The organism is Allobosea caraganae, from assembly GCF_003351345.1.
Taxonomy (GTDB): domain Bacteria; phylum Pseudomonadota; class Alphaproteobacteria; order Rhizobiales; family Beijerinckiaceae; genus Allobosea; species Allobosea caraganae.
In genome coordinates this window covers 87,158-108,489 of the sequence record NZ_QQTO01000023.1, presented here as the reverse complement: position 1 = coordinate 108,489, position 21,332 = coordinate 87,158, and the positions used below count along the sequence as shown (strand labels likewise).

The following is a 21,332-nucleotide window of genomic DNA, read 5'->3' as shown; positions in this document are numbered from 1 at the left end:
CGCAAAAGTGCATTCCACTTTTGCGGAACATGCTCAGTGAGCGCCGGCTGCGACGCCACCACCGGCGCCCCAGACGTAGATGGCGGCGAACAGGAACAGCCAGACCACATCGACGAAGTGCCAGTACCAGGCGGCGAACTCGAAGCCGAGATGCTGGTCCGGCTTGAAGTGGCCGAGATAGACCCGGTACAGGCAGATCGCCAGGAAGATCGTGCCGATGATCACATGCGCGCCGTGGAAGCCGGTCGCCATGAAGAAGGTCGCGCCGTAGATATGGCCGCTGAAGGCGAAGGTGGCGTGCGAGTACTCGTAGGCTTGGGTCAGTGTGAACAGGATGCCGAGGATCACCGTGAGCCAGAGCGCCTGCTTCAGGCCGGTCCGGTCGCCCTGGATCAGCGCGTAGTGCGCCCAGGTCACGGTCGTGCCGGAGGTCAGCAGGATCAGCGTGTTGAGCAGTGGCAGGTGCCAGGGATCGAAGGTCTCGATGCCCTTCGGCGGCCAGGTGCCGCCGGTGAAGTCGTGGCGCAGGAAGTTGATCGGCTCGTAGCTGAACAGGCTGGCGTCGAAAAAGGCCCAGAACCAGGCGACGAAGAACATCACCTCGGAGGCGATGAACATCAGCATGCCATAGCGGTGGTGCAGCTGGACGACGCGGGTGTGGTGACCCTCGTGCTCGGCTTCGCGGACGACGTCCATCCACCAGGACAGCATGGTGTAGAGCACGCCGAGCAGGCCGGCGAAGAACACCATCGGGCCGAGCTTCATGCCGCCGATCAGCAGCGCCTTCATCCACATCACCGCGCCGATCGCCATGATCGTCGCGCTGGTGGCGCCGACGATCGGCCACGGGCTCGGATCGACGAGGTGGTAGTCGTGGTGCTTCGTATGGGCCCCGGCCATCGTACTGTGTCTCCGCGTCCGACTCTGCTGCTCAGCGCTTGGTGCTGGCGCAGCTCTTATAAGTTCGACTTGCCCGCGTCACCCTTGCTCTCCGCGACCGGCTGGCCGTTCTTGGACGGAAAGTAGGTATAGGACAATGTCAGTGAATTGACGCCGTTGAGATCGCGGTTCTGCGCGATCTCCGGATCGACGTAGAACACGACCGGCGCTTCCATCGTTTCACCCGGCTGCAGCGTGTGCTCGGTGAAGCAGAAGCACTGGATCTTGACGAAATAGGCGGCCGCCTGCGTCGGCGTGACGTTGAAGGTCGCGATGCCGGTCGAGGCGCGGTTCATCGTGTTGGTGATCTTGTAGAACACCGTCTGCGTCAGGCCGACGCGGAAGTTGATCTCCGGGCTCTCCGCCTCGAAGCGCCAGCCGAGGCCGGGCGAGACATTCGCGTCGAAGCGCACCGTCATCTTGCGATCGAGGACCGTGCCCGTCGCAGCCGTGCCGACCATCGGCGTGCCGCCGAAGCCGGTCGCCTTGCAGAACAGGTCGTAGAGCGGCACCGAGGCGAAGGCGAGCCCGGTCATGCCCATGGCGACGCCGGCGCAGATCAGCGCGGTGCGCCTGACTTTCGCTGCCTGGGAGGAGGGGATCGCGCTCATCACAGCGGCCTGTTCATGATGGCGGGGCCGGTCTTCACCAGCGTGACCACGAAGAAGAACACCACGAGCGCGCCGAGCACCAGCGCCAGCGCGATCGAGCGGCGCCGGCGCCGCGCCATGTCCTCCGGCGAGAAGGCCGGCGGCGTCGGGCGTTGCGGGTTTCCACTCATCCCAGCACCTTGGGCAGGGCCCGGAAGAGTTCGAGCGCACCCTCGGCCAGCGGCATGCTGCCACCGAGCGTGTAGTAGACCGGCAGCGGCCATTTCAGGCCAAGCCCGTTCTCGACCAGCAGCACGGCGAAGAGCAGGAAGAGGTAGAGGATCGAGAAGCCGAACAGGGCATAGGCCGCCTTCTTCGCCGGCTCGCCCTCGGTCCGGACCAGCACGCGCAGCGCCAGCCCGATCATCATCAGCCCGGTCACGACGGAGACGACGAGGTAGAGCCAGCCGCCAAAGCCCATCAGCGCCGGCAGCACGGCGACCGGCGCCATCACCAGCGAATAGGCGACGATCTGCCGGCGGGTCGCGGCCGGGCCGGCGACGTTGGGCAGCATCGGGATGCCGGCGCGGGCGTAGTCGGCCGACTTCACCAGCGCGAGCGCCCAGAAATGCGGCGGCGTCCACAGGAAGATGATGGCGAAGAGCACGAGCGAGTGCATGCCGAAATCGCCGGTGACCACGGCCTCGCCGATCATGGGCGGGAAGGCGCCGGCCGCGCCGCCGATGACGATGTTCTGCGGCGTCCAGCGCTTCAGCCACATCGAGTAGACGACGGCGTAGAAGAAGATGGTGAAGGCCAGCATGCCCGCCGCCAGCAGGTTGGCGACGAGGCCGAGCACCAGGACCGAGCCGATCGACAGGGTCAGGCCGAAGGCGAGCGCCTCCGAGGGCAGGATGCGGCCGGACGGGATCGGGCGCTTGGCCGTGCGGCTCATCAGCGCGTCGATATCGGCATCGTACCACATGTTGAGGCAGCCCGACGCGCCGGCGCCGACCGCGATCGCCAGGAGCGAGGCGAGGGCGATCACCGGATGCACCGAGCCCGGCGCGGTCGCCATGCCGGCCAGCGCCGTCACGATCACCAGCGACATCACGCGCGGCTTGAGCAGCTCGAAGAAGTCGCGCGCCTCGCCGCTGGAGGTCAGCGCGACGCCGTCGGAGCGGGGGTCAAGCCTGTCGAACGCAGCGGACATCGGTTCTGTCGTTTCACTTCCGTCGGCGGCCGTATGGGCCGGGTAAACTCAGGAGCAGCTGGGCCGCCCGTCTCCGGAAAGCCTCGGATGAGGCGCTCGGGAGAGAGGCGGCGGCGGGCAACGAAGCCCGCCGCCGAATTCTCGTCTTAGTGGTCCGAGCCGGTGATGCGCGGCAGGACCTCGAACTGGTGGAACGGCGGCGGCGAGGACAGGGTCCATTCCAGCGTCGTCGCGCCTTCGCCCCACGGATTGTCGCCGGCTAGCTCCTTGCGCGAGAAGGCGGTGAACACGCCGTAGAAGAAGATCAGCAGGCCGGCGGCGAAGATGTAGGAGCCGATCGACGAGATGAGATGCCAGTGCGCGAAGGCGTCCGGATAGTCCGCATAGTGCCGCGGCATGCCGGCCAGGCCCAGGAAGTGCTGCGGGAAGAACAGCACGTTGGCGCCGATGAAGGCGACCCAGAAATGCAGGCGGCCGATCCAGTCCGGGATCACGTAGCCCGACATCTTCGGGAACCAGTAGTAGAAGCCGGCGAAGATGCCGAACACGGCGCCGAGCGACAGAACGTAGTGGAAATGGGCCACGACGTAGTAGGTCGCGTGCAGCGAGCGGTCGACGCCGGCATTGGCCAGCACGACGCCGGTGACGCCGCCGACCGTGAACAGGAAGATGAAGCCGACGGCCCAGAGCATCGGCGCGGTGAAGCGGATCGAGCCGCCCCACATCGTCGCGATCCAGGAGAATATCTTGATGCCTGTGGGCACCGCGATGACCATCGTCGCGAAGACGAAGTAGCGCTGCGTGTTGAGCGACAGGCCGGCGGTGTACATGTGGTGCGCCCACACGATGAAGCCGACGACGCCGATCGCGACCATGGCGTAGGCCATGCCGAGATAGCCGAAGATCGGCTTCTTCGAGAAGGTCGAGATGATGTGGCTGACGATGCCGAAGGCCGGCAGGATCATGATGTACACTTCGGGGTGGCCGAAGAACCAGAACAGGTGCTGGTACAGGATCGGGTCGCCGCCGCCGGCCGGGTCATAGAAGGTCGTGCCGAAATTGCGGTCGGTCAGCAGCATGGTGATCGCGCCGGCGAGAACCGGCAGGGCCAGCAGCAGCAGGAAGGCGGTGACCAGCACGCCCCAGGCGAACAGCGGCATCTTGTGCATGGTCATGCCGGGAGCGCGCATGTTCAGGATCGTGGTGATGAAGTTGATCGCGCCCAGGATCGAGGCCGCACCCGCCAGATGCAGCGCGAGAATGCCGAAATCGACCGAAGGTCCAGGATGGCCGGCCGACGAGAACGGCGGATAGATCGTCCAGCCGGTGCCGACGCCATTGGCGCCCGGCGCGCCCGGCACGAACATCGAGATGATCAGGAGCACGAAGCCGGCCACCGTCAGCCAGAACGAGATGTTGTTCATGCGCGGGAAGGCCATGTCCGGCGCGCCGATCATCAGCGGCACGAACCAGTTGCCGAAACCGCCGATGAGCGCGGGCATGACCATGAAGAAGATCATGATCAGGCCGTGGCCGGTGACGAAGACGTTGTAGGTCTGCGGGTTCGAGAAGATCTGCAAACCGGGCTGCTGCAGCTCGATGCGCATCATGATCGAGAGGAAGCCGCCGACCAGCCCGGCCATGATCGAGAACACCAGATAGAGCGTGCCGATGTCCTTGTGGTTGGTCGACAGCAGCCAGCGCCGCCACCCGGTCGGGTGAGCGTGGGCCTCGTCATGTCCGTGAGCGTCGTGCCCGTGGTCGTCAGCGTGCGGAGCCGCGGTTGCCATCGCTTTGGTCTCCTCGTGCGAAATCATTCGCGAGAGTTCAGTCAATCAGGTTCGGTTCACTGCGCCGCGGCGGCGACCTTGCCGGTCGCGTCGCCCGCATTGGCGAATTTCTGCTTCGATTCGGCGAGCCAGGCCGCATAGCGCTCGGCGCTGACGACGCGGAACGCGATCGGCATGTAGGAGTGGTTCTGCCCGCAGATGAACGAGCACTGGCCGTAATAGATGCCTTCGCGGTCGGCGCGGAACCAGGTCTCGTTCAGGCGGCCCGGGATCGCGTCGATCTTGATGCCGAAGGACGGCACGGTGAACTTGTGGATCACGTCGGCGCCGGTGACCTGGACGCGCACGACCTTGCCGACCGGGACCACGGCCTCGTTGTCGACGGCGAGCAGGCGGGGCGCCTCGGCGGCGGCGATCTTGTTGCTGGAGATCGCCTCGGCGCGCTGCTTCTCGTCGAGCATCAGCGAATCGAAGCCGAAGGCGGCGGCGCCCTCCTGCGGGTACTCGTAGGACCAGTACCACTGCTTGCCGGTCACCTTCACGGTGAGGTCGGCCTGCGGGATCTCAAGCTGGAGCTTGAGCAGGCGGAAGGACGGGATGGCGATCACGACCAGGATCAGGACCGGGATGACCGTCCAGGCCACTTCGAGCAGCGCGTGGTGCGTCGTCTTCGAGGGGACCGGGTTGGCCTTCTCGTTGAAGCGCCAGGCCACGTAGATCAGCAGGCCGAGCACGAAGATCGAGATGATGAAGATGATGACGTTGAGCCAGTCGTGGAACCAGTGGATGTATTCCGCGACCTCGGTCGCGGGACCCTGAAGGTTCATCTGCCAGTCGCTCGGCATGCCGGTTCCGGCAAGGGCGCTTTCAGGAAGGAGCGACGCCACGCCGACGGCAAGGGCCGCGGCGGCCACGGTTGCAAGGGTCCTGCTCAGAAATCGCATCGGTCCGACATAGCTCCTGTGACGCTCGTCATGGCCGCCGTCCTTGTCTCCTGACGGCCACGCGCGACGAGGCGTGGCCCTTCGGCCTGCCTCGTTGTTCGGCATTGCGATAAATCAAAGATCACGCTTGCGCCAGAGGGGCAATGCGAGCCGTCCCTGCATCTCGTGCGGCATAATCGCGCGAGGCCTTGCACTTGTTCAGTTGGGCCTCACGGGTGCTATCGCCTTGACAGGACAAGGCCTGCATGGTCCCAACGCAATTCGCTTGGGGGCGGTGTCCGGCTTTGGTTGCCGGTTTGGAGGATTCGCGGGGATGGGCAATATCATCCGACCAGTCGTCGCGGCTGCGCTGGCGGTCGCGGGGGCCTGTCTGGCCACCGGGGCATTTGCGCAGGGCGCCGTGAAGGCGACCCATGGCGACTGGCAGATGCGCTGCGAGGTGCCGCCCGGCGCGAAGACCGAGCAATGCGCGCTCGTGCAGAACGTCGCGGCCGAGGACCGGCCGAACCTGACGCTCCTCGTCATCGTACTGAAGACGGCCGATCAGAAGAGCCGGCTTTTGCGCGTGGTCGCGCCGCTCGGCGTGCTGCTGCCCTCGGGCCTCGGCCTCAAGATCGACGACAAGGACATCGGCCGCGCCGGCTTCGTGCGCTGCCTGACGACCGGCTGCGTCGCCGAGGTGGTGATTGACGATACCTTGCTGAACCAGCTCAAGGGCGGCAAAAGCGCCACATTCATCGTATTTCAGACCCCGGAAGAGGGCGTGGGCATTCCTGTCTCGCTGTCCGGCTTCGGTCCCGGCGTGGAGAGCTTGCCGTGAATGACGTGATGTCCCGCCGGCCCCATCTGCTGGCCGCTTCCCTGCTCTGCCTTGGCCTCGCCGGTTGCGGCTCTTCGAGCTCGTCCACGGGCGAGCCGAGCGCGATGCAGCGGACGATGAACGTCCTGATGTTCCAGTCGACATCAGCGCCGCCGGCCGAGCAGTTGCCGAAGGATGACGAGCAGGACACCGGTTTCGTCTGCCCGCAGGTGATCATCGCCGATGGCGGGGCCGCGATCCGCGCCCAGGCGGGCCAGGACAGCGCCGGCCTGCGCCACCAGATCTCGATCCTCAACGTCGCCCGCGAATGCACGCCGACCGGGCCCGGCGGCGGCTTCCGCCTCAAGGTCGGCGTCGAGGGCCGCGTCCTGCTCGGCCCGGCCGGCGGCGCCGGCGCCTATTCGGCGACGCTCAACACCCAGGTCATGCGCGGCACCACCGTCGTCGCCCGCCGTTCGGGCCGCGTCGGCGGCTCGATCGCGGCCGGCCAGGGCGGCACCGACTTCACCTATGTCGAGGACGGCATCGTCGTGCCGCCCGGCCGCGGCGATGTCGAGATCATCGTCGGCCTCAGCCAGGGCGGGGCCGCGACCCCGGCGCGCGCGCGCCGTCGCTGATCCGTCATCGCTGGCGCGAAAAGCGCTGGTGTTTGCCGTGAACAGAGGCAGCGGTCCGGTTGACTGGGCCTCAGTCTCTTGTATCTGTGCAGAAGCCGCATCATCCCCGCGGGAGAGACCGGGCTCGGAGCGATCCGAGGCCGGCGCCGAAGGCGCAACCGCCCCGGAAACGCTCAGGCAAACGGACCGCGTGGGAATTGGCGCTCTGGAAAGCGGCGGGCTCGCAAGGCTCGCCCACCGACGGGTGTAACCTGCCTGGCTTTAAGCCGGTTGGGGAAATCTCTCAGGTCCCAAGACAGAGGGGGCGCGCTCCGGGCATTCCGTCCGGGGCTCGCGCTCGACTCTGGAAGGGGACACCATGGCAGCCGAAGCTGATGCCGCAAGCGCGGAAGCGCTGCTGAAGACCCCGCTGCATTCCCGTCATGTGATGCTCGGCGCCCGCATGGTGCCCTTCGCCGGCTACGACATGCCGGTGCAGTACCCGAGCGGCATCCTCACTGAGCATAACTGGACGCGTGAGAAGGCCGGGCTCTTCGACGTCTCGCATATGGGCCAGGCCTTCCTGATCGGCCCCGACCACGAGACCACGGCGCGCGCGCTCGAGGCGCTGATCCCGGCCGACATTCTCAACCTCGCGCCGGGCAAGCAGCGCTATTCGCAGCTTTTGGACGACGAAGGCGGCATCCTCGACGACCTGATGGTGACGCGCTCGCTCGATCCCGAGGAGGATGGCGCGCTGCTGCTGGTGGTCAACGCCGCCTGCAAGATTGCCGACTACGCCCATATCGAGCCGCGCCTGCCCGCCAATGTGAAGCTGCTCAAGGCCGAGCATCGCGGCCTCATCGCCCTGCAAGGGCCGGCGGCAGCCGAGGCTCTGGCCGCGCTGGCGCCGGAAGCCGCCGAGATGGGCTTCATGGCCGCCCGCACCATGAAGGTCGCCGGCATCAAGGCCAATCTCAGCCGCTCCGGCTATACCGGCGAGGACGGCTACGAGATCTCCGCCGCCGCCAACAAGATCGGCGAGATCTGGGACGCACTGCTGCTCGACGCCCGCGTCAAGCCGATCGGCCTCGGCGCGCGCGATTCGCTGCGGCTCGAAGCGGGCTTGTGCCTCTACGGCCACGACATCGACACCACGACCTCGCCCGTCGAGGCGGCGCTGACCTGGTCGATCCAGAAGCGCCGGCGCGAGGAGGGCGGTTTTCCGGGAGCGGCCCGCATCCAGCGCGAGTTCGCTGACGGCGTCTCCCGCGTCCGCGTCGGCCTGCTGCCCGAGGGGCGGGCGCCGGCCCGCGAGGGCGCCGAGATCGCCACGCCCGAAGGCGAGATCGTCGGAAAAGTCACCTCGGGCGGCTTCGGCCCCACTTTGAATGCCCCGTGCGCCATGGGCTATGTCGCCAAGGCTCATTCCGCGCCGGGCACCCGCCTCGACCTGATCGTGCGCGGCAAGCCTCTGGCAGCGACCGTCGCGCCGATGCCCTTCGTGCCCAACCGCTACAAGCGCTGATTCCCCTTCCATTCCGCTCCGGAGAGAGACCATGGCCGAGACCCGCTACACCAAGGACCACGAGTACATCCGCATCGAGGGCGACACCGGCACTGTCGGCATTTCCGACTACGCCCAGGGCCAGCTCGGCGACGTCGTCTTCGTCGAGCTTCCCACTATCGGCAAGGCGCTGGCCAAGGGCGGCGAGGCCGCCGTGGTCGAGAGCGTCAAGGCTGCGTCCGAGGTCTACGCCCCGGTCTCCGGTGAGGTCGTCGCGGTCAACAGCGAGCTGGAAGCTGCGCCGGGTACCGTCAACGAGGACCCGGCTGGCAAGGGCTGGTTCGTCAAGATCAAGCTCACGGACGCCGCCGAGCTCGACGGCCTGATGAGCGAGGCCGAATACCAGGACTACCTGAAGAGCCTTTGAGCGCGGGTCATCCCGGACAAGCGGCGAAGCCGCGACGCTCCGGGATCCATCGCAAAGTGCGACGCCCTTCGATGGATCCCGGCGCTTCGGCCGGGATGACGGCGTGAACCAGGCGGCGTCGCCGCAGATCAACAGTCACGGAACTCCCCATGCGCTATTTGCCCCTCACCGACACCGACCGCGAGGACATGCTCGCGCGCATCGGCGTTCCCAGCGTCGACGCGCTGTTCAGCGATGTTCCGGCCGGCAAGCTCCTGACCGAGCCCCTCGATCTGCCGCGGGCCAAGGGCGAGCTCGAGGTCGAGCGCATCATGGGGCGCATGGCCGCGAAGAACGTCGCTGCCACCTCCGTGCCCTTCTTCGTCGGCGCCGGCGCCTACAAGCACCATGTCCCGGCGACGGTCGACCACCTGATCCAGCGCTCGGAATTCCTGACCAGCTATACGCCCTACCAGCCCGAGATCGCGCAGGGCACGCTGCAATATCTCTTCGAGTTCCAGACGCAGGTCGCGGCGCTGACCGGCATGGAGGTCGCCAACGCCTCGATGTATGACGGCTCGACCGGCACGGCCGAGGCCGTGCTGATGGCGCATCGCGTCACCAAGCGCCGCAAGGCCGTGCTCTCCGGTGGCCTGCACCCGCACTACACCCAGGTCGTCGAGACCTTGTCCGAAATGGCCAGCGACGAGGTCGTGGCGCTGCCGGCCGATGTCTCCGCCAGCGAGGACATCCTCTCCCAGATCGACGACAGCGTCTCCTGCGTCGTCGTCCAATCGCCCGACGTCTTCGGCAACCTGCGCGACCTCGCGCCGATCGCCGAGAAGGCCCATGCCCATGGCGCGCTGCTGATCGCCGTCTTCACCGAGGTCGTCTCGCTCGGCGCGGTGACACCGCCGGGCGCGCAGGGAGCCGACATCGTCGTCGGCGAGGGCCAGTCGATCGGCAACGCGCTGAATTTCGGCGGGCCCTATGTCGGGCTCTTCGCCGCCAAGTCGAAATATGTCCGCCAGATGCCGGGTCGGCTCTGCGGCGAGACCGTCGATGCCGATGGCCAGCGCGGCTTCGTACTGACCCTCTCGACCCGCGAGCAGCATATCCGCCGCGACAAGGCGACCTCGAACATCTGCACCAATTCCGGCCTCTGCGTGCTGGCCTTCACCATCCACATGACGCTGCTCGGTCAGGCCGGCCTGTCGCGCCTCGCCGAGGTCAACCACGCCAATGCGGTCAAGCTCGCCGATGCGCTGGCGGGCGTGAAGGGCGTCAAGGTCTTGAACGAGACGTTCTTCAACGAGTTCACCATCAGGCTGCCGAAGCCGGCTGCCGCGGTGGTCGAGGCTCTCGCGGAGAAGGGCGTGCTCGGCGGCGTGCCGGCCTCGCGTCTCATGCCCGGCGCCGGGCTCGACGATCTCCTGATCGTCGCCAATACCGAGATCAACACGGATGATGACCGGGCGGCCTTCGTGGCGGCGCTTGGCGAGGTTTTGGCGTGAACGCGAAGACGAGCCGCGCCCTGTCCCCTTCCCCCCGCTTGCGGTGGGGAAGGGTTAGGGATGGGGGGGCGTGCAGGAAAAGGCTCGGTCTTGGACCCTGGCGACTCTCCCCCCCACCCCAACCCTCCCCACCGCAAGCGGAGGGAGGGAGTAGGTTGCGCCCGGTCTACCGCTCGAGCCTCTTCCTGCACGCCCCCCCATCCCTAACCCTTCCCCACCGCAAGCGGGGGGAAGGGGACCTGTCGTGTCCAGCACCGGTCGCTCGCTTTGAAACCAGAAGCGCCGGGGAGGGACAATGATGTCCTCATCCACTCGGCGGGATCCGCGCATTCCCAATGCCAGGCGCCTGCGCCGCGAGGCGACGCCGGCGGAACGGCGTCTCTGGGCTCAGCTTCGCCAGCTCGAACTCCCGGAAGGCCATTTCCGCCGGCAGGCTCCAATGGGGCCTTACGTCGCTGATTTCGCCCATTTCGGCCTGAAGCTCGTCATTGAACTCGACGGCGATCAGCACGGTCTTCCGGTGGGACAGACCCGCGACGCCATCCGAACGACCTATCTCGAAGCCCAGGGCTACCGGGTACTTCGCTTCTGGAACCACGAGGTTTTCGAGAACCTCGACGGCGTGATCGAGACCATCTTCCACGCCACGCAATCGAACAACGTCGCTATGCCGTCGACAGGAGCCATCTCATGCTGAACCGTCAGGGACGTCCCACCCAGGCCGGCGCTGCCGCCGCCGAGACCCACGAGACCTTCACCGGCAACCGCGCGCTCCAGCAGATCGAGCCGCTGATCTTCGAGATCGGCCATCACGAGACCACCGGCGTCGATATCGACAAGCCGACGCCGTTCAAGAGCCGCCTCGGCAAGCACGCGCGCCAGGACGGCATCGGCCTGCCCGGCCTCTCCGAGCCGGAGGCGATGCGCCATTACGTGCGCCTGAGCCAGAAGAACTACGGCATCGACACCGGGCTCTTCCCGCTCGGCTCCTGCACGATGAAGCATAATGCCCGCCTCAACGAGAAGATGGCGCGGCTGCCCGGCTTCTCCGACGTCCACCCGCTCCAGCCGGTCTCGACCGTGCCGGGCGCGCTCGACGTGATGCTTGAGCTCGCCCGCTACCTGATGACCCTGACCGGCATGCCGGCCGTGGCGCTCAGCCCCAAGGCCGGCGCCCATGGCGAGGCGTGCGGCATGATGGCGATCAAGGCCGCCATCGCCGCCAAGGGCGAGGGCGCGACCCGCAAAATCGTGCTCGTGCCAGAATCGGCCCATGGCACCAATCCCGCCACTGCCGCCCTGATCGGCTTCACCGTGAAGTCCGTGCCGGCGCGCGCGGACGGCACGGTCGCGGTCGAGGACGTCAAGGCGCTGCTCGGTCCGGACGTTGCCGCGATCATGCTGACCAACCCCAACACCTGCGGCATCTTCGAGCCTGAGATCGTCGAGATCGCCGCGGCGATGCATGAGGCTGGCGCCTATTTCTACTGCGACGGCGCCAACTTCAACGCGATCGTCGGCAAGGCGCGTCCGGGCGACCTCGGCGTCGACGCCATGCACATCAACCTGCACAAGACCTTCTCGACCCCCCATGGCGGCGGCGGCCCCGGCGCCGGCCCGGTCGTGCTCTCGGAGCGGCTGGCGCCTTTCGCGCCGGTGCCCTTCATCCATGCCGAGGACGGCAAGTCGCGCCTCGTCGAGCACAAGGCCGATGCGCCGGAGGGCAACGATCCGTTCGGCCGCATGACCGCCTTCCACGGCCAGATGGGCATGTATGTCCGCGCGCTCGCCTATATGCTCAGCCACGGCTCGGACGGCATGAAGCAGGCTTCGGAAGACGCCGTGCTCAACGCCAACTACATCCGGGCCGGCCTGTCCGACCTGATGTCGCTGCCCTTCCCGGATCACCCCTCGATGCACGAGGCGCTGTTCGACGATGACTGGCTCAAGGGCACCGGCGTCTCGACGCTCGACTTCGCCAAGGCGATGATCGACGAGGGCTACCATCCGATGACGGTCTATTTCCCGCTCGTCGTCCACGGTGCCATGCTGATCGAGCCGACCGAGTCGGAATCGAAGGCCTCGCTCGACCTGTTCATCGCAACGCTGCGCGACCTCGCCATGGCGGCCAAGGGCAACGACAAGACGCGCTTCACGGCCGCCCCGCACCACGCCCCGATCCGCCGCCTCGACGAGACCCGCGCGGCGCGCCAGCCGGTGCTCAAATGGGAGAAGCCGCAGCCGGTGAAGGAAGCGGCGGAGTAGGGCGGCCTATTCGGCCGTCCACGGATCGAGAAGCTTCAAGCCGAGCTTGGCAAAGTCGCGTTGGTTGCGGGTGACGAGCACCATGTCATGGGCGCTCGCGGTTGCAGCCAGCAGGCCGTCCATGGCTTGGAGATTGGTGCCGGCTCGGCGCGACTTTGCCATCAGCTCGCCCCAGGCGGCTGCGACCGGCGGCGTCACGTCCAGAATGCGGCCGGCGAAGCGCTCGGGCAGTGCCTCGGAGAGCCAAGCCGCCAGCGACCGCTGGCGCTGCCCGTCGTCCAGCAAGGCGATGCCGCGATGGAGTTCCGCCAGCGTGATCACGCTGAGATGGAGCCGGTCCTCGTCACTCGTCTCGAGAAATTGCAGGACGCCCGCGGACGGGCAAGGCTTGGCCAGTTCCGAGATGATGTTGGTGTCGAGCAGAAAGCTCATAGATCGAGATCGCGCGGCGGATGGTCTTCGCGTGTCAGATCGATGCCGCTGCCGCGCAGCGGCGAATTTTGGAAGAACTCCGTCAGCGTCCCCTTCCGCGCCGTCTTCCGCTCCCATTCTTCCACGGAGACGAGCACGGCCGCAGGTCGGCCGTTGCGCGTCACCATCTGCGGCCCCTCGGCCTTCGCTTTGTCTATGAGCTCGGAGAAATGCGCCTTCGCGTTCGCGACGGTCCAGCTTTTGGGTTCGGGGCGGTTCACGGGGCGCCTCTATGATCATGATGACCAACTTGACTATAATGGGCGGTGAAATCCCATGCAAGCGCGGCAGGCCAGCGCGTTCACACTTTCCCGTGTCCTCTTAAGGCTTCTTTGACTCTGTGCGCGGAATGTTCCCATGGCGCCATCTCGCGCCATGGAATCAGTTGCATGTCGCGTTCTCGTTTTCCGCGCTTTGCCGTTGCCGCCATCGCCCTCGTCCTGGCGGCGGCCGGCGCGCACGCGCAGGAGCCGAGCTATGGCCCCAACACCTATGACCGCACGCTCGAGGCGCTGATCGCGCATGAGGACATCGCCTCGCGCGGCGGCTGGCCGAAGGTGCCGGGCAGCGTCACCGCGCTGAAGCCCGATTCGCAGGGGCCGGACGTCGCCGTGCTGAAGCAGCGGCTGATGCAGAGCGGCGACTTGCCGCCGGCCTCGCTGCCGGGCGATGTCTATGACGAGGCGCTGGTCGCCGCCGTGAAGCGCTTCCAGGCCCGCCACGGCCTCTCCGAGATGGGCACCGTCGGCCGCCTGACCCTGAAGGCGATGAACGTGCCGGTCGAGGTCAGGCTCAACCAGCTCACCGCGACGCTGGAGCGGCTCAAGGGCAACGGCTTCAACTTCTCCGAGCGCTATGTCGTGGTGAACATCCCCGGCGCCAGCGTCGAGGCGGTCGACCATGGCGTCGTCCAGCGCAAGCATCTCGCCATCGTCGGCCGGCCGGACCGGCCCTCGCCGGTGCTCCAGGCCAACATCACCTCGGTCAACCTGAACCCGTACTGGACGGTGCCGATGTCGATCGTGAAGGCCGACATCATCCCGCACATGCGCAAGGAGCCGGATTTCGTCGCCAAGTCGAACATGAAGCTACTCGGCGCCGAGAACAAGGAAATCGACCCGGCGAGCGTGAACTGGGCCAGCCTGAAATCGCCCTATTTCATCGTCCGCCAGGATTTCGGCCCGACCAACTCGCTCGGCCAGCTCAAGATCGACATGCCCAATACCGAGGCGGTCTACATGCACGACACGCCGAAGAAGACGCTGTTCCGCAACGATGTCCGCTTCAACTCCTCCGGCTGCGCCCGCATCGAGGGCGTGCGCGACCTCGCCGCCTGGCTGCTCGAGGGCACTGAATGGACCTTGCCGGCGATCGAGGCCGAGATCGCCAAGAACGAGCGCAAGGACATCCGCCTGAAGAAGACGGTGCCGGTCGCCTGGGTCTACCTCACCGGCTGGCAGGGCGCCGATGGGATGGTGCAGTTCCGCGACGACATCTATGGGCTCGACACGCCGCAGGGCATCGTCACCTCGACCATCCAGCCGCGCAAGCCGAAGGCGAAGGCGGTGGTCACGGCGCCTGCGCCCGCTCCTGCCGCGAAGGTCGAGGCAAGGCCGGCGTCGCGCCCGGCGGTGACGACCGCGACGGCGACGAATTGAGGTTCTAAAGGCGGGCGCTGGTCCGGGGCGAGCGGCTCATCTGCCTTCTCCCTCTTGCGGGAGAAGGTGCCCCGGTAGGGGCGGATGAGGGGTCTCGCTGCCCTTTCCGAATGAACTGGTTTTTCTTCGCCTCTCGCTAACGCTGTAATCGCCGCGCGACCCCTCATCCGTCTCGGCTTCGCCGAGCCACCTTCTCCCGCAAGGGGAGAAGGGAGGAGCATCTCGCCAAAAGAAAAGCGCCGCGTCCCTCTCGGGATCGCGGCGCTTCAAATCCCTCGGGCGAGGCCCGATGGAAACTCAGTTCAGCTTGGTCTTGATCTCGTTGAGACCCTCAGTGAACAGCGTCTCGCCGGCCTTGCCTGCCATCTGGCTGCGCAGGATCGTCTCGGCGGCGCGGGTCGCGGCCTCGGCAGCCGCGGCGCGAACCTCGGCCTCGGCCTGAACCTCGGCCTGCGCGATCTTGTCCTCGGCCGACTTGGTGCGGCGGGTGACGAAATCGGCGAGCTTGGCCTCGGCCTCGCGCGCGGTGCGCTCGGCTTCCTCGCGGGCGGCGTTGACGATCGTCTCGGCCTCGGCCTCGGCAGCCTTCCGCTTGGCCTCGTAGGCGGCCAGGATGGCGGCAGCCTCCTCGCGCAGGCGGCGCGCCTCGGCGAGCTCCGCCGCGATCATCTCGCCGCGCTTGTCGAGCGCGGCGGTGACGGCCTTGGCGGCGCCCATGTAGATCGCGATGCCGACGAAGATCGCCGTGCAGATCATCACCCAGAATTCGGGGTTGGTCACGTTGAACATGCTCAGCCCTCGATGCTCGACTTGACCGCATCATCGACCGCGGCCTGCGATGGCGCGGTGCCGGTGAGCTTGGTCACGATCGTCGCAGCCGCCTCGGCGGCGATGCCGGAGACGTTGCCCATGGCCGACGTCTTCATCGCCACGATCTTGCCTTCGGCCTCGACGAGCTTGGCCGAAAGATCGGCCTCGACCGCCTTGCGGCGCGCATCGCTCTTGGCGTTGACGGCGTCGCGCGCCTCCTGGGCGATGGCCTGGGACTTGGCCCGGGCCTCGGCAAGGGACTTCTCATAGGCCGCGACGGCCTCTTCGGCCTTCGCCTTCATGGCGGCGGCTTCGTTCAGATCACCGCCGATGCGCGAGGCGCGGTCGGCCAGGATCGCGCCGAGGCGCGGCACGATGACCTTGTCGGCGATGTAGTAGAGCACGCCGAAGGTGATCGCCAGCCAAAGCAGCTGGGACGCGAAGGTCTCGCTCTGGAACGGCGGGAAAGCGCCGCCATGAGCGGCTTCTCCGCCATGGGCGACGGTGCCGGTCGTGGTCGTGGCTGGCGTAGCCATCGCTGAACCTCATCCGGCGCTGCGGACTCGAACTATGAGCCGCAGCGCAGTTTCGGGAAGGGGCAAGACAGCATGTCCTGTAGGAAAGCCTGAACCGGCCTTCCGATCAGGACATGCTTTGACGCAGTCTGATCAGACGGCGAACAGCAGCAGCAGCGCGATCAGCAGCGAGAAGATGCCGAGCGCTTCCGTCAGGGCGAAGCCGAGCAGCAGCGTGCCGCGCTGGCCTTCGGCCGCCGACGGGTTGCGCAGGGCGCCCGAGAGGAACTGGCCGAACAGGTTGCCGAGGCCAATGCCCGCACCCGCCATGCCAAGGCAGGCGAGACCAGCGCCGATGTACTTGGCAGCGATCGGATCCATGGGAAAACTCCTTGAGAGGTTTGGTTTGGATGGAAAGGTGAGGGGATACTACCGGCCGCCGGATATCAGTGGCCGGGATGCAGGGCGTCGTGGAGATAGATGCAGGTCAACACGGCGAAGACGTAGGCCTGCAGCACGGCGACGAGGAATTCGAGCGCGGTCAGCGCGACCGTCAGGGCCAGCGGTAGCGGCGAGAGCACGGCCCAGCCACCGGCGAAGAGCAGGGTGGCGATGAAGCCGGCGAAAATCTTCAGCGCGATGTGGCCGGCGAGCATGTTGGCGAAGAGGCGGACCGACAGGCTGATCGGGCGCGACACGAACGAGATCACCTCGATCGGCACCAGGATGATCAGCATCGCCGGATGCACGCCCTTGGGCACGAACAGGCCGAAGAAATGGGCGCCGTGCTTGTAGATGCCGTAGATGATGACGGTGAAGATCACGAGCGCGGCGAGCGCTGCGGTCACGATCAGGTGGCTCGTCACCGTGAAGGCGCCGGGCACCAGGCCGACCAGGTTGCAGAACAGCACGAACATGAACAGCGAGAAGACCAGCGGCAGGAACTTCATGCCGTCATGGCCGGCCGAGTCCTTCACCGTATTCGCGACAAATTCGTAGCCCATCTCTGCGAGCGCCTGGATTCGCCCGGGGATGAGGGAGCGGCTGCGCGTGCCGTAGACGAAGAGGAGGACGATCAGGGCGACCGCGATCACCATGAACAGAGCGGAATTGGTGAAGGCGATCTCGCTCTTGCCGATCGAGCCCAGCTTGATGAGCGGCTTGATCTCGAATTGTTCGATCGGACTGGCCATCTTCCGCCTTCAGCTCCGCTGTTTCCCCCGGCCTCGACGAGGCGCGGGCCGCTACTTGGCGCCCGACTTATCGCCAGTGCGAGATTTCATCAACCCCGCTGCGCGCGCCACATTGAAAAAACCCGCACATGTGCCCAAAAGCAGCAGCACGATCATGCCCCAGGGACGCGTTCCGGCCCAGCGATCGAGCGCCCAGCCGGCTCCGCCGCCCACGATGATGCCGGCTATGAATTCCGTGGACAGCCGAAAAGCCTGCCCGATCCCGGACATTTGCGGCGACTGATCCTCGGTCTTCCTGACGCTGCCCTTGCGGGCCTCGACATCGCGCAGCTTGCTGTCGAGCGAGCCCAGCCGGCGCGACAACTCCGCATCGCCCGCCTCGCTCGGCTTGCGCTCGTCAGGGCCGTTGCTGCTGCCGTTCTGCGCCATCTGTTTGGAACGCGGTCTCTCGGATTGCTTGAGGATTTGGCCGGGGCGATGCGGCAAGGTGCTGCGAGAGGCGCCCCGAAAACGGGCGAACCATAGGAACGGCGCCAGGCCCTGTCAAGCAAGTCGGGCAAGCTTAATATCCTGATCGGATTAGCTTTTTCCGGTTCCAATCAAGCGCCTTGCGTCGCCGCGGCGCGCCTGGCTCAGACCGCCTCGCGGATGCGTTCGGCCGTGGCGAGATCGACCGAGACCATCTGGCTGACGCCGCGCTCAGCCATCGTCACGCCGAAGAGCCGGTCCATCCGCGCCATGGTGATCGGGTTATGCGTGATCAGGATGAAGCGCGTCTCGGTATTGCGCGCCATCTCGTTGAGCAGGTCGCAATAGCGCTCGACATTGGCGTCATCGAGCGGCGCGTCGACCTCGTCGAGCACGCAGATCGGCGAGGGGTTGGTCAGGAACACGGCGAAGATCAGCGCGGTCGCGGTCAGCGCCTGCTCGCCGCCGGAGAGCAGCGACATCACCTGCGGCTTTTTGCCCGGGGGGCGGGCGAAGATTTCCAGGCCCGCTTCGAGCGGATCGTCCGAATCGACCAGCTTCAATTCGGCGATGCCGCCGCCGAACAGGATGCCGAACAGGCGCTGGAAATGCCCGTCGACCACCTCGAAGGCCGCCAGCAGCCGTTCACGGCCCTCGCGGTTGAGCGCGCCGATCGCCTGTCTGAGCCGGCGGATGGCCTCGGTCAGGTCGTCGCGCTCGCCGCTCAGGCCCTCGCGCTTGGATTTCACGTCGTTGAGCTCGTCCTCGGCGCGCAGGTTGACCGCGCCCAGCCGCTCGCGCTCGGCCTTGAGCCCGCCGAGGCGGCGCTCGATCTCGCCCGGCTCGGGCAGGGCGGCGCCGGGCGTCAGGCCGGTGATCTCCTGCAAGCCTTCAAGGCTGGTCTCCAGCCCGTCCTCGATCTGCCTGGCGACGTCGGCGACGCGCTGGCGCGCCGCCTCCAGCCGGGCCTCGGCCGAAGCGCGGATTTCGCGCGCGCCCGACAGGGCCTCCAGTGCCGTGCGAGCCAGCCGATCGGCCTCGGCCAGCGCCGTCTCGCCGGTGGCGAGCCTGTCGGCTGCCTCCTTGCGCGCGGTCTCGGCCGTCTCGATCTCGGCCACGAGCCGGCGGCGCTCGACCAGGAAGGTGTCGGGCGCCTCCAGCAGCGCCTTCTGCTCGGTCTCGGCGGTCTCGATGCGGCGCTTGGTCTCTTCGGCGGTTTGCCGGCTCGCCTCAGCGCGCTCGCGCCAGGCCTTGATGTCGGCGGCGATGGCCTGGCGGCGGCGCGTCCGCAGCTCGGCCTCGCGCGCCAGCGTCTGGACGCGGGCGCGGGCATCGGAGGCTGTGGCACGCTGCTCGCCGAGCGCGGCGCGGGCTTGCAGCAAGGCACTTTCCAGCTCGGTCGCCGGGGCGAGCGCACCGAGCCCTTCCTCCGTGCCGGTCATTTGCGCAGCGACTTCGGTGATGGCCTGTCCGAGCCGGGTGATCGCCTCGCTCAGGGTCGCGCGCCGCGCCGCGACCTCGCCGGCCTTGCGCTCGGCTGCGGCCAGCCGCTCGCGCGTCTGGTCGAGCTCGCGCCGGGCCTGCCGGACGGCCTCAATCGCCGCCGTCTCGGCCTGGGCCGCAAGCTTGGCGGCTTGGGTTGCGGCGTCGAGCCCGTCGCGTGCGGCCTCGGCCTCCTCACGCGCCGCCTGCGCCTCGCGTTCGAGATCGCCGAGCCGGTTCTTCTCGGCGAGGCGGCGCGCGGCCGGGGAGGGCGCTTCCGCCGCGCTGGTGAAGCCGTCCCAACGCCAGATGTCGCCCTCGCGCGAGACCAGCCGCTGGCCGGGCTTCAGCAAGTCGCGCAGCCGTGGCCCATCCGCGCGCGCGATGACGCCGATCTGCGCCAGCCGCCGCTTCAGCGCCGCCGGCGCGCGGGCATGCCGGGCCAGAGCCTCGACGCCCTCGGGCAGGGCTGGGTCGGCGCCGCCTTCTCCGGTGTCCAGCCAATGCGTCGGTGCGGTGATGTCGGAAGCGGCATCGAGATCGTCGCCAAGCGCCGCGCCAAGCGCGGTCTCGAAGCCCTTGGCGACCGCGATCGCTTCGAGCACGGCCGGCCAGCGGTCGCCGGCTGCCGGCGCGAGCAGCTTCTGCAAGGTGCGGATTTCGGTTTCGAGCCGTTGCGCCTTGCGGTCCGCCTCGGCGAGTGGGGCGCGCAGTCGCGTCTCGGCCTCGCGCGCCGCAGCCAGGCCCGTGCGCGCCGCGCTCGCAGCCGTATCGGCATCGCGCATCGCGGCCTCGGTCTTGGCGAGCCCGGCCCGCAGCGCCTCAACCGGAGCCACGGAATTATCGGCATCGAGCGCCGCCTGATCGCGCAGCACCCGCTCGCGCTCGGCGACATGCCTTGCCTCGCGCTCCTTCGCCTCGCGCAACGCTCGCTCCAGGGCGCCGCGCCGAGCGCTCAGCTCCGAAAGCTGCGCCTGCACGGTGGCATGCGCCGCCTCGGCTGCGGCGAGCGCCTCCTCGGCCTGTTTCAGCGCCGTGGCCGCATCGCCATCCGAGTTCGCCGCCGCCTCGGCCTCGCGCGCCAGCCCCTCGTCTTCCTGCGCCAGCCGGGTCAGGCTCTCCGTCGCATCGCCGGCGACGCTGTTCTGCCTGGCGAGGTCGCTCTGCAATTCGGCAAGGCGGCGGCCGAGCTCCTCGGTGCGTTGCCTGGCGCGGCGATTCTCGGCCTCCAGTTCGTCGAGCCCGCGCTTCAGCCGGACCAGCGCCGCGGCGGCAGAAGCCTCGCCCTCGCGCAGAGGCGGCAGCTCATGGGCGGCGATGGCCTGTTTCCGCGCGGCCTCGGCCTGGATGCCGGTCTGGTCGGCGACGCCGCGCACGGCCGCTTCCAGCGCGCGCTCGGCCAGGGCTTCCTGCTCGCGCGCCTCCTGATGCGCGATCAGCGCCAAGGTCGCCTCGGCGCGGCGGATATCGGCGGCGAGGCTGCGATAGCGCCCGGCCTGCCGCGCCTGACGCTGCAAAGCCTCGATCTGCCCGTCGATCTCGCCAAGCACGTCCTCGAGGCGCGTGAGGTTGTCCTCCGCGCCTTTCAGGCGCAGCTCGGCCTCGTGGCGGCGGCTGTGCAGGCCGGCAATGCCGGCGGCGTCTTCGAGGATGCGCCGGCGCGATTGCGGCTTGGCGGCGATGAGCTCGCTGATTTGCCCCTGCCGCACCAGAGCCGGCGAGCGCGCCCCGGTCGCGGCATCGGCGAAGAGCAGTTGCACGTCGCGGGCGCGGACCTCCTTGCCGTTGACGCGGTAGGTCGAGCCTTCCTCGCGCTCGATCCGCCGGGTCACTTCGAGGACGTCGGTGTCGTTGAAGGCGGCCGGCGCCTTGCGGTCGGCATTGTCGAGCGTGAGGGCGACCTCCGCCATGTTCCGCCCCGGCCGATCGGCCGAGCCGGAGAAGATGACGTCGTCCATGCCGGATGCGCGCATGTTCTTGAACGAGCTTTCGCCCATCACCCAGCGCAGCGCTTCGACGAGGTTGGACTTGCCGCAGCCATTGGGCCCGACGACGCCGGTCAGTCCCGGCTCGATCAGGAATTCCGACGGCTCGACGAAGGTCTTGAAGCCGGTGAGCTTGAGGCGCGTCAGGTGCATGCACGCGCCTCGC

General features: G+C 67.5%; 21 protein-coding genes, 1 pseudogene and 2 riboswitches. Of the genes and pseudogenes, 8 read left to right on the top strand and 14 right to left on the bottom strand.

Features of this window, described 5'->3' with window-relative positions; translation table 11 throughout:
• Positions 1-33 precede the first annotated feature (33 nt).
• The 6 genes and pseudogenes from DWF00_RS19330 to coxB all read right to left on the bottom strand — a co-directional run bounded on the left by DWF00_RS19330 (position 34) and on the right by coxB (position 5,476).
• The gene (locus DWF00_RS19330; protein ID WP_114830256.1) at positions 34-900 is read right to left on the bottom strand and encodes a cytochrome c oxidase subunit 3; all 867 of its coding nucleotides are present in this window, start codon (positions 898-900) and stop codon (positions 34-36) included.
• 56 nt (positions 901-956) lie between these two features.
• Positions 957-1,550: a cytochrome c oxidase assembly protein gene (locus DWF00_RS19325; protein WP_114830255.1), complete on the bottom strand. Its 594-nt coding sequence runs from the start codon at positions 1,548-1,550 to the stop codon at positions 957-959.
• Positions 1,550-1,720, bottom strand: a complete 171-nt coding sequence (locus DWF00_RS29525) for a hypothetical protein (RefSeq protein ID WP_181832726.1) — start codon at positions 1,718-1,720, stop codon at positions 1,550-1,552. Before DWF00_RS29525 ends, DWF00_RS19325 begins: the two co-directional genes overlap by 1 nt.
• 95 nt (positions 1,721-1,815) lie before the next feature.
• Positions 1,816-2,742, bottom strand: a pseudogene (locus DWF00_RS19320) (heme o synthase); the annotation flags it as partial.
• A gap of 146 nt (positions 2,743-2,888) precedes the next feature.
• A complete protein-coding gene (gene ctaD, locus DWF00_RS19315; protein WP_114830426.1) occupies positions 2,889-4,532 on the bottom strand; it encodes a cytochrome c oxidase subunit I in 1,644 nt (547 codons plus the stop codon).
• A 56-nt stretch (positions 4,533-4,588) separates the two neighbouring features.
• On the bottom strand, positions 4,589-5,476 hold the full coding sequence (gene coxB / locus DWF00_RS19310; protein WP_114830253.1) for a cytochrome c oxidase subunit II: 888 nt from the start codon (positions 5,474-5,476) through the stop codon (positions 4,589-4,591).
• A 313-nt stretch (positions 5,477-5,789) separates the two neighbouring features.
• Here coxB and DWF00_RS19305 point away from each other — a divergent pair, with 313 nt between their 5' ends.
• The 7 genes from DWF00_RS19305 to gcvPB all read left to right on the top strand — a co-directional run bounded on the left by DWF00_RS19305 (position 5,790) and on the right by gcvPB (position 12,584).
• On the top strand, positions 5,790-6,296 hold the full coding sequence (locus DWF00_RS19305) for an invasion associated locus B family protein (protein WP_114830252.1): 507 nt from the start codon (positions 5,790-5,792) through the stop codon (positions 6,294-6,296).
• A gap of 8 nt (positions 6,297-6,304) precedes the next feature.
• Positions 6,305-6,913 carry a hypothetical protein gene (locus DWF00_RS19300; protein WP_114853062.1) on the top strand — a complete coding sequence of 203 codons (609 nt, stop codon included), beginning with the start codon at positions 6,305-6,307 and terminating at the stop codon, positions 6,911-6,913.
• A 99-nt stretch (positions 6,914-7,012) separates the two neighbouring features.
• Positions 7,013-7,112: riboswitch (glycine riboswitch) on the top strand.
• A 4-nt stretch (positions 7,113-7,116) separates the two neighbouring features.
• Positions 7,117-7,214: riboswitch (glycine riboswitch) on the top strand.
• A 57-nt stretch (positions 7,215-7,271) separates the two neighbouring features.
• Positions 7,272-8,420 carry a glycine cleavage system aminomethyltransferase GcvT gene (gcvT, locus tag DWF00_RS19295; RefSeq protein ID WP_114830250.1) on the top strand — a complete coding sequence of 383 codons (1,149 nt, stop codon included), beginning with the start codon at positions 7,272-7,274 and terminating at the stop codon, positions 8,418-8,420.
• A gap of 31 nt (positions 8,421-8,451) precedes the next feature.
• Positions 8,452-8,826, top strand: coding sequence for a glycine cleavage system protein GcvH (gene gcvH / locus DWF00_RS19290; RefSeq protein WP_114830249.1), 375 nt, complete (start codon positions 8,452-8,454; stop codon positions 8,824-8,826).
• Positions 8,827-8,975: 149 nt separating this feature from the next.
• A complete protein-coding gene (gene gcvPA, locus DWF00_RS19285) occupies positions 8,976-10,319 on the top strand; it encodes an aminomethyl-transferring glycine dehydrogenase subunit GcvPA (protein ID WP_114830248.1) in 1,344 nt (447 codons plus the stop codon).
• A 295-nt stretch (positions 10,320-10,614) separates the two neighbouring features.
• The gene (locus DWF00_RS19280) at positions 10,615-11,016 is read left to right on the top strand and encodes an endonuclease domain-containing protein (RefSeq protein WP_114830247.1); all 402 of its coding nucleotides are present in this window, start codon (positions 10,615-10,617) and stop codon (positions 11,014-11,016) included.
• Positions 11,010-12,584 carry an aminomethyl-transferring glycine dehydrogenase subunit GcvPB gene (gene gcvPB, locus DWF00_RS19275; protein ID WP_114830246.1) on the top strand — a complete coding sequence of 525 codons (1,575 nt, stop codon included), beginning with the start codon at positions 11,010-11,012 and terminating at the stop codon, positions 12,582-12,584. The genes DWF00_RS19280 and gcvPB overlap by 7 nt, the downstream gene beginning before the upstream one ends.
• Before the next feature lie 6 nt (positions 12,585-12,590).
• Here gcvPB and DWF00_RS19270 read toward each other — a convergent pair whose 3' ends face one another.
• Positions 12,591-13,016: a type II toxin-antitoxin system VapC family toxin gene (locus tag DWF00_RS19270; RefSeq protein ID WP_114830245.1), complete on the bottom strand. Its 426-nt coding sequence runs from the start codon at positions 13,014-13,016 to the stop codon at positions 12,591-12,593.
• Positions 13,013-13,276, bottom strand: coding sequence for a type II toxin-antitoxin system Phd/YefM family antitoxin (locus tag DWF00_RS19265; RefSeq protein ID WP_114830244.1), 264 nt, complete (start codon positions 13,274-13,276; stop codon positions 13,013-13,015). The genes DWF00_RS19270 and DWF00_RS19265 overlap by 4 nt, the downstream gene beginning before the upstream one ends.
• A gap of 168 nt (positions 13,277-13,444) precedes the next feature.
• Here DWF00_RS19265 and DWF00_RS19260 point away from each other — a divergent pair, with 168 nt between their 5' ends.
• A complete protein-coding gene (locus DWF00_RS19260; RefSeq protein WP_114830243.1) occupies positions 13,445-14,713 on the top strand; it encodes a L,D-transpeptidase family protein in 1,269 nt (422 codons plus the stop codon).
• Between the two features lie 297 nt (positions 14,714-15,010).
• On the opposite strand, the gene DWF00_RS19255 is transcribed toward DWF00_RS19260, so the two are convergent.
• From DWF00_RS19255 to DWF00_RS19230, 6 genes are all read right to left on the bottom strand, one after another.
• Positions 15,011-15,493, bottom strand: a complete 483-nt coding sequence (locus DWF00_RS19255) for a F0F1 ATP synthase subunit B family protein (protein ID WP_181832738.1) — start codon at positions 15,491-15,493, stop codon at positions 15,011-15,013.
• A gap of 11 nt (positions 15,494-15,504) precedes the next feature.
• Positions 15,505-16,059: a F0F1 ATP synthase subunit B gene (locus tag DWF00_RS19250; RefSeq protein ID WP_114830241.1), complete on the bottom strand. Its 555-nt coding sequence runs from the start codon at positions 16,057-16,059 to the stop codon at positions 15,505-15,507.
• Between the two features lie 132 nt (positions 16,060-16,191).
• Positions 16,192-16,419: a F0F1 ATP synthase subunit C gene (locus DWF00_RS19245; RefSeq protein ID WP_114830240.1), complete on the bottom strand. Its 228-nt coding sequence runs from the start codon at positions 16,417-16,419 to the stop codon at positions 16,192-16,194.
• A 65-nt stretch (positions 16,420-16,484) separates the two neighbouring features.
• Positions 16,485-17,231 carry a F0F1 ATP synthase subunit A gene (locus DWF00_RS19240; protein WP_114830239.1) on the bottom strand — a complete coding sequence of 249 codons (747 nt, stop codon included), beginning with the start codon at positions 17,229-17,231 and terminating at the stop codon, positions 16,485-16,487.
• 51 nt (positions 17,232-17,282) lie between these two features.
• Complete coding sequence (locus DWF00_RS19235; RefSeq protein WP_114830238.1) at positions 17,283-17,660, bottom strand: AtpZ/AtpI family protein; 378 nt, start codon at positions 17,658-17,660, stop codon at positions 17,283-17,285.
• 203 nt (positions 17,661-17,863) lie between these two features.
• Entirely contained in the window at positions 17,864-21,319 is a 3,456-nt protein-coding gene (locus DWF00_RS19230) for a chromosome segregation SMC family protein (RefSeq protein WP_114830237.1), read from the bottom strand.
• Between the last annotated feature and the right edge of the window lie 13 nt (positions 21,320-21,332).

Coding starts and splice junctions, on each gene's coding strand:
- DWF00_RS19330 (WP_114830256.1), bottom strand. CDS start 900: ATGGCCGGGGCCCATACGAAGCACCACGACTACCACCTCGTCGATCCG.
- coxB (WP_114830253.1), bottom strand. CDS start 5,476: ATGCGATTTCTGAGCAGGACCCTTGCAACCGTGGCCGCCGCGGCCCTT.
- DWF00_RS29525 (WP_181832726.1), bottom strand. CDS start 1,720: ATGAGTGGAAACCCGCAACGCCCGACGCCGCCGGCCTTCTCGCCGGAG.
- DWF00_RS19245 (WP_114830240.1), bottom strand. CDS start 16,419: ATGGATCCGATCGCTGCCAAGTACATCGGCGCTGGTCTCGCCTGCCTT.
- DWF00_RS19235 (WP_114830238.1), bottom strand. CDS start 17,660: ATGGCGCAGAACGGCAGCAGCAACGGCCCTGACGAGCGCAAGCCGAGC.
- ctaD (WP_114830426.1), bottom strand. CDS start 4,532: ATGGCAACCGCGGCTCCGCACGCTGACGACCACGGGCACGACGCTCAC.
- gcvPB (WP_114830246.1), top strand. CDS start 11,010: ATGCTGAACCGTCAGGGACGTCCCACCCAGGCCGGCGCTGCCGCCGCC.
- DWF00_RS19230 (WP_114830237.1), bottom strand. CDS start 21,319: ATGCACCTGACGCGCCTCAAGCTCACCGGCTTCAAGACCTTCGTCGAG.
- DWF00_RS19270 (WP_114830245.1), bottom strand. CDS start 13,016: ATGAGCTTTCTGCTCGACACCAACATCATCTCGGAACTGGCCAAGCCT.
- DWF00_RS19240 (WP_114830239.1), bottom strand. CDS start 17,231: ATGGCCAGTCCGATCGAACAATTCGAGATCAAGCCGCTCATCAAGCTG.
- gcvPA (WP_114830248.1), top strand. CDS start 8,976: ATGCGCTATTTGCCCCTCACCGACACCGACCGCGAGGACATGCTCGCG.
- DWF00_RS19250 (WP_114830241.1), bottom strand. CDS start 16,059: ATGGCTACGCCAGCCACGACCACGACCGGCACCGTCGCCCATGGCGGA.
- gcvT (WP_114830250.1), top strand. CDS start 7,272: ATGGCAGCCGAAGCTGATGCCGCAAGCGCGGAAGCGCTGCTGAAGACC.
- gcvH (WP_114830249.1), top strand. CDS start 8,452: ATGGCCGAGACCCGCTACACCAAGGACCACGAGTACATCCGCATCGAG.
- DWF00_RS19280 (WP_114830247.1), top strand. CDS start 10,615: ATGATGTCCTCATCCACTCGGCGGGATCCGCGCATTCCCAATGCCAGG.
- DWF00_RS19305 (WP_114830252.1), top strand. CDS start 5,790: ATGGGCAATATCATCCGACCAGTCGTCGCGGCTGCGCTGGCGGTCGCG.
- DWF00_RS19260 (WP_114830243.1), top strand. CDS start 13,445: ATGTCGCGTTCTCGTTTTCCGCGCTTTGCCGTTGCCGCCATCGCCCTC.
- DWF00_RS19325 (WP_114830255.1), bottom strand. CDS start 1,550: ATGAGCGCGATCCCCTCCTCCCAGGCAGCGAAAGTCAGGCGCACCGCG.
- DWF00_RS19300 (WP_114853062.1), top strand. CDS start 6,305: ATGTCCCGCCGGCCCCATCTGCTGGCCGCTTCCCTGCTCTGCCTTGGC.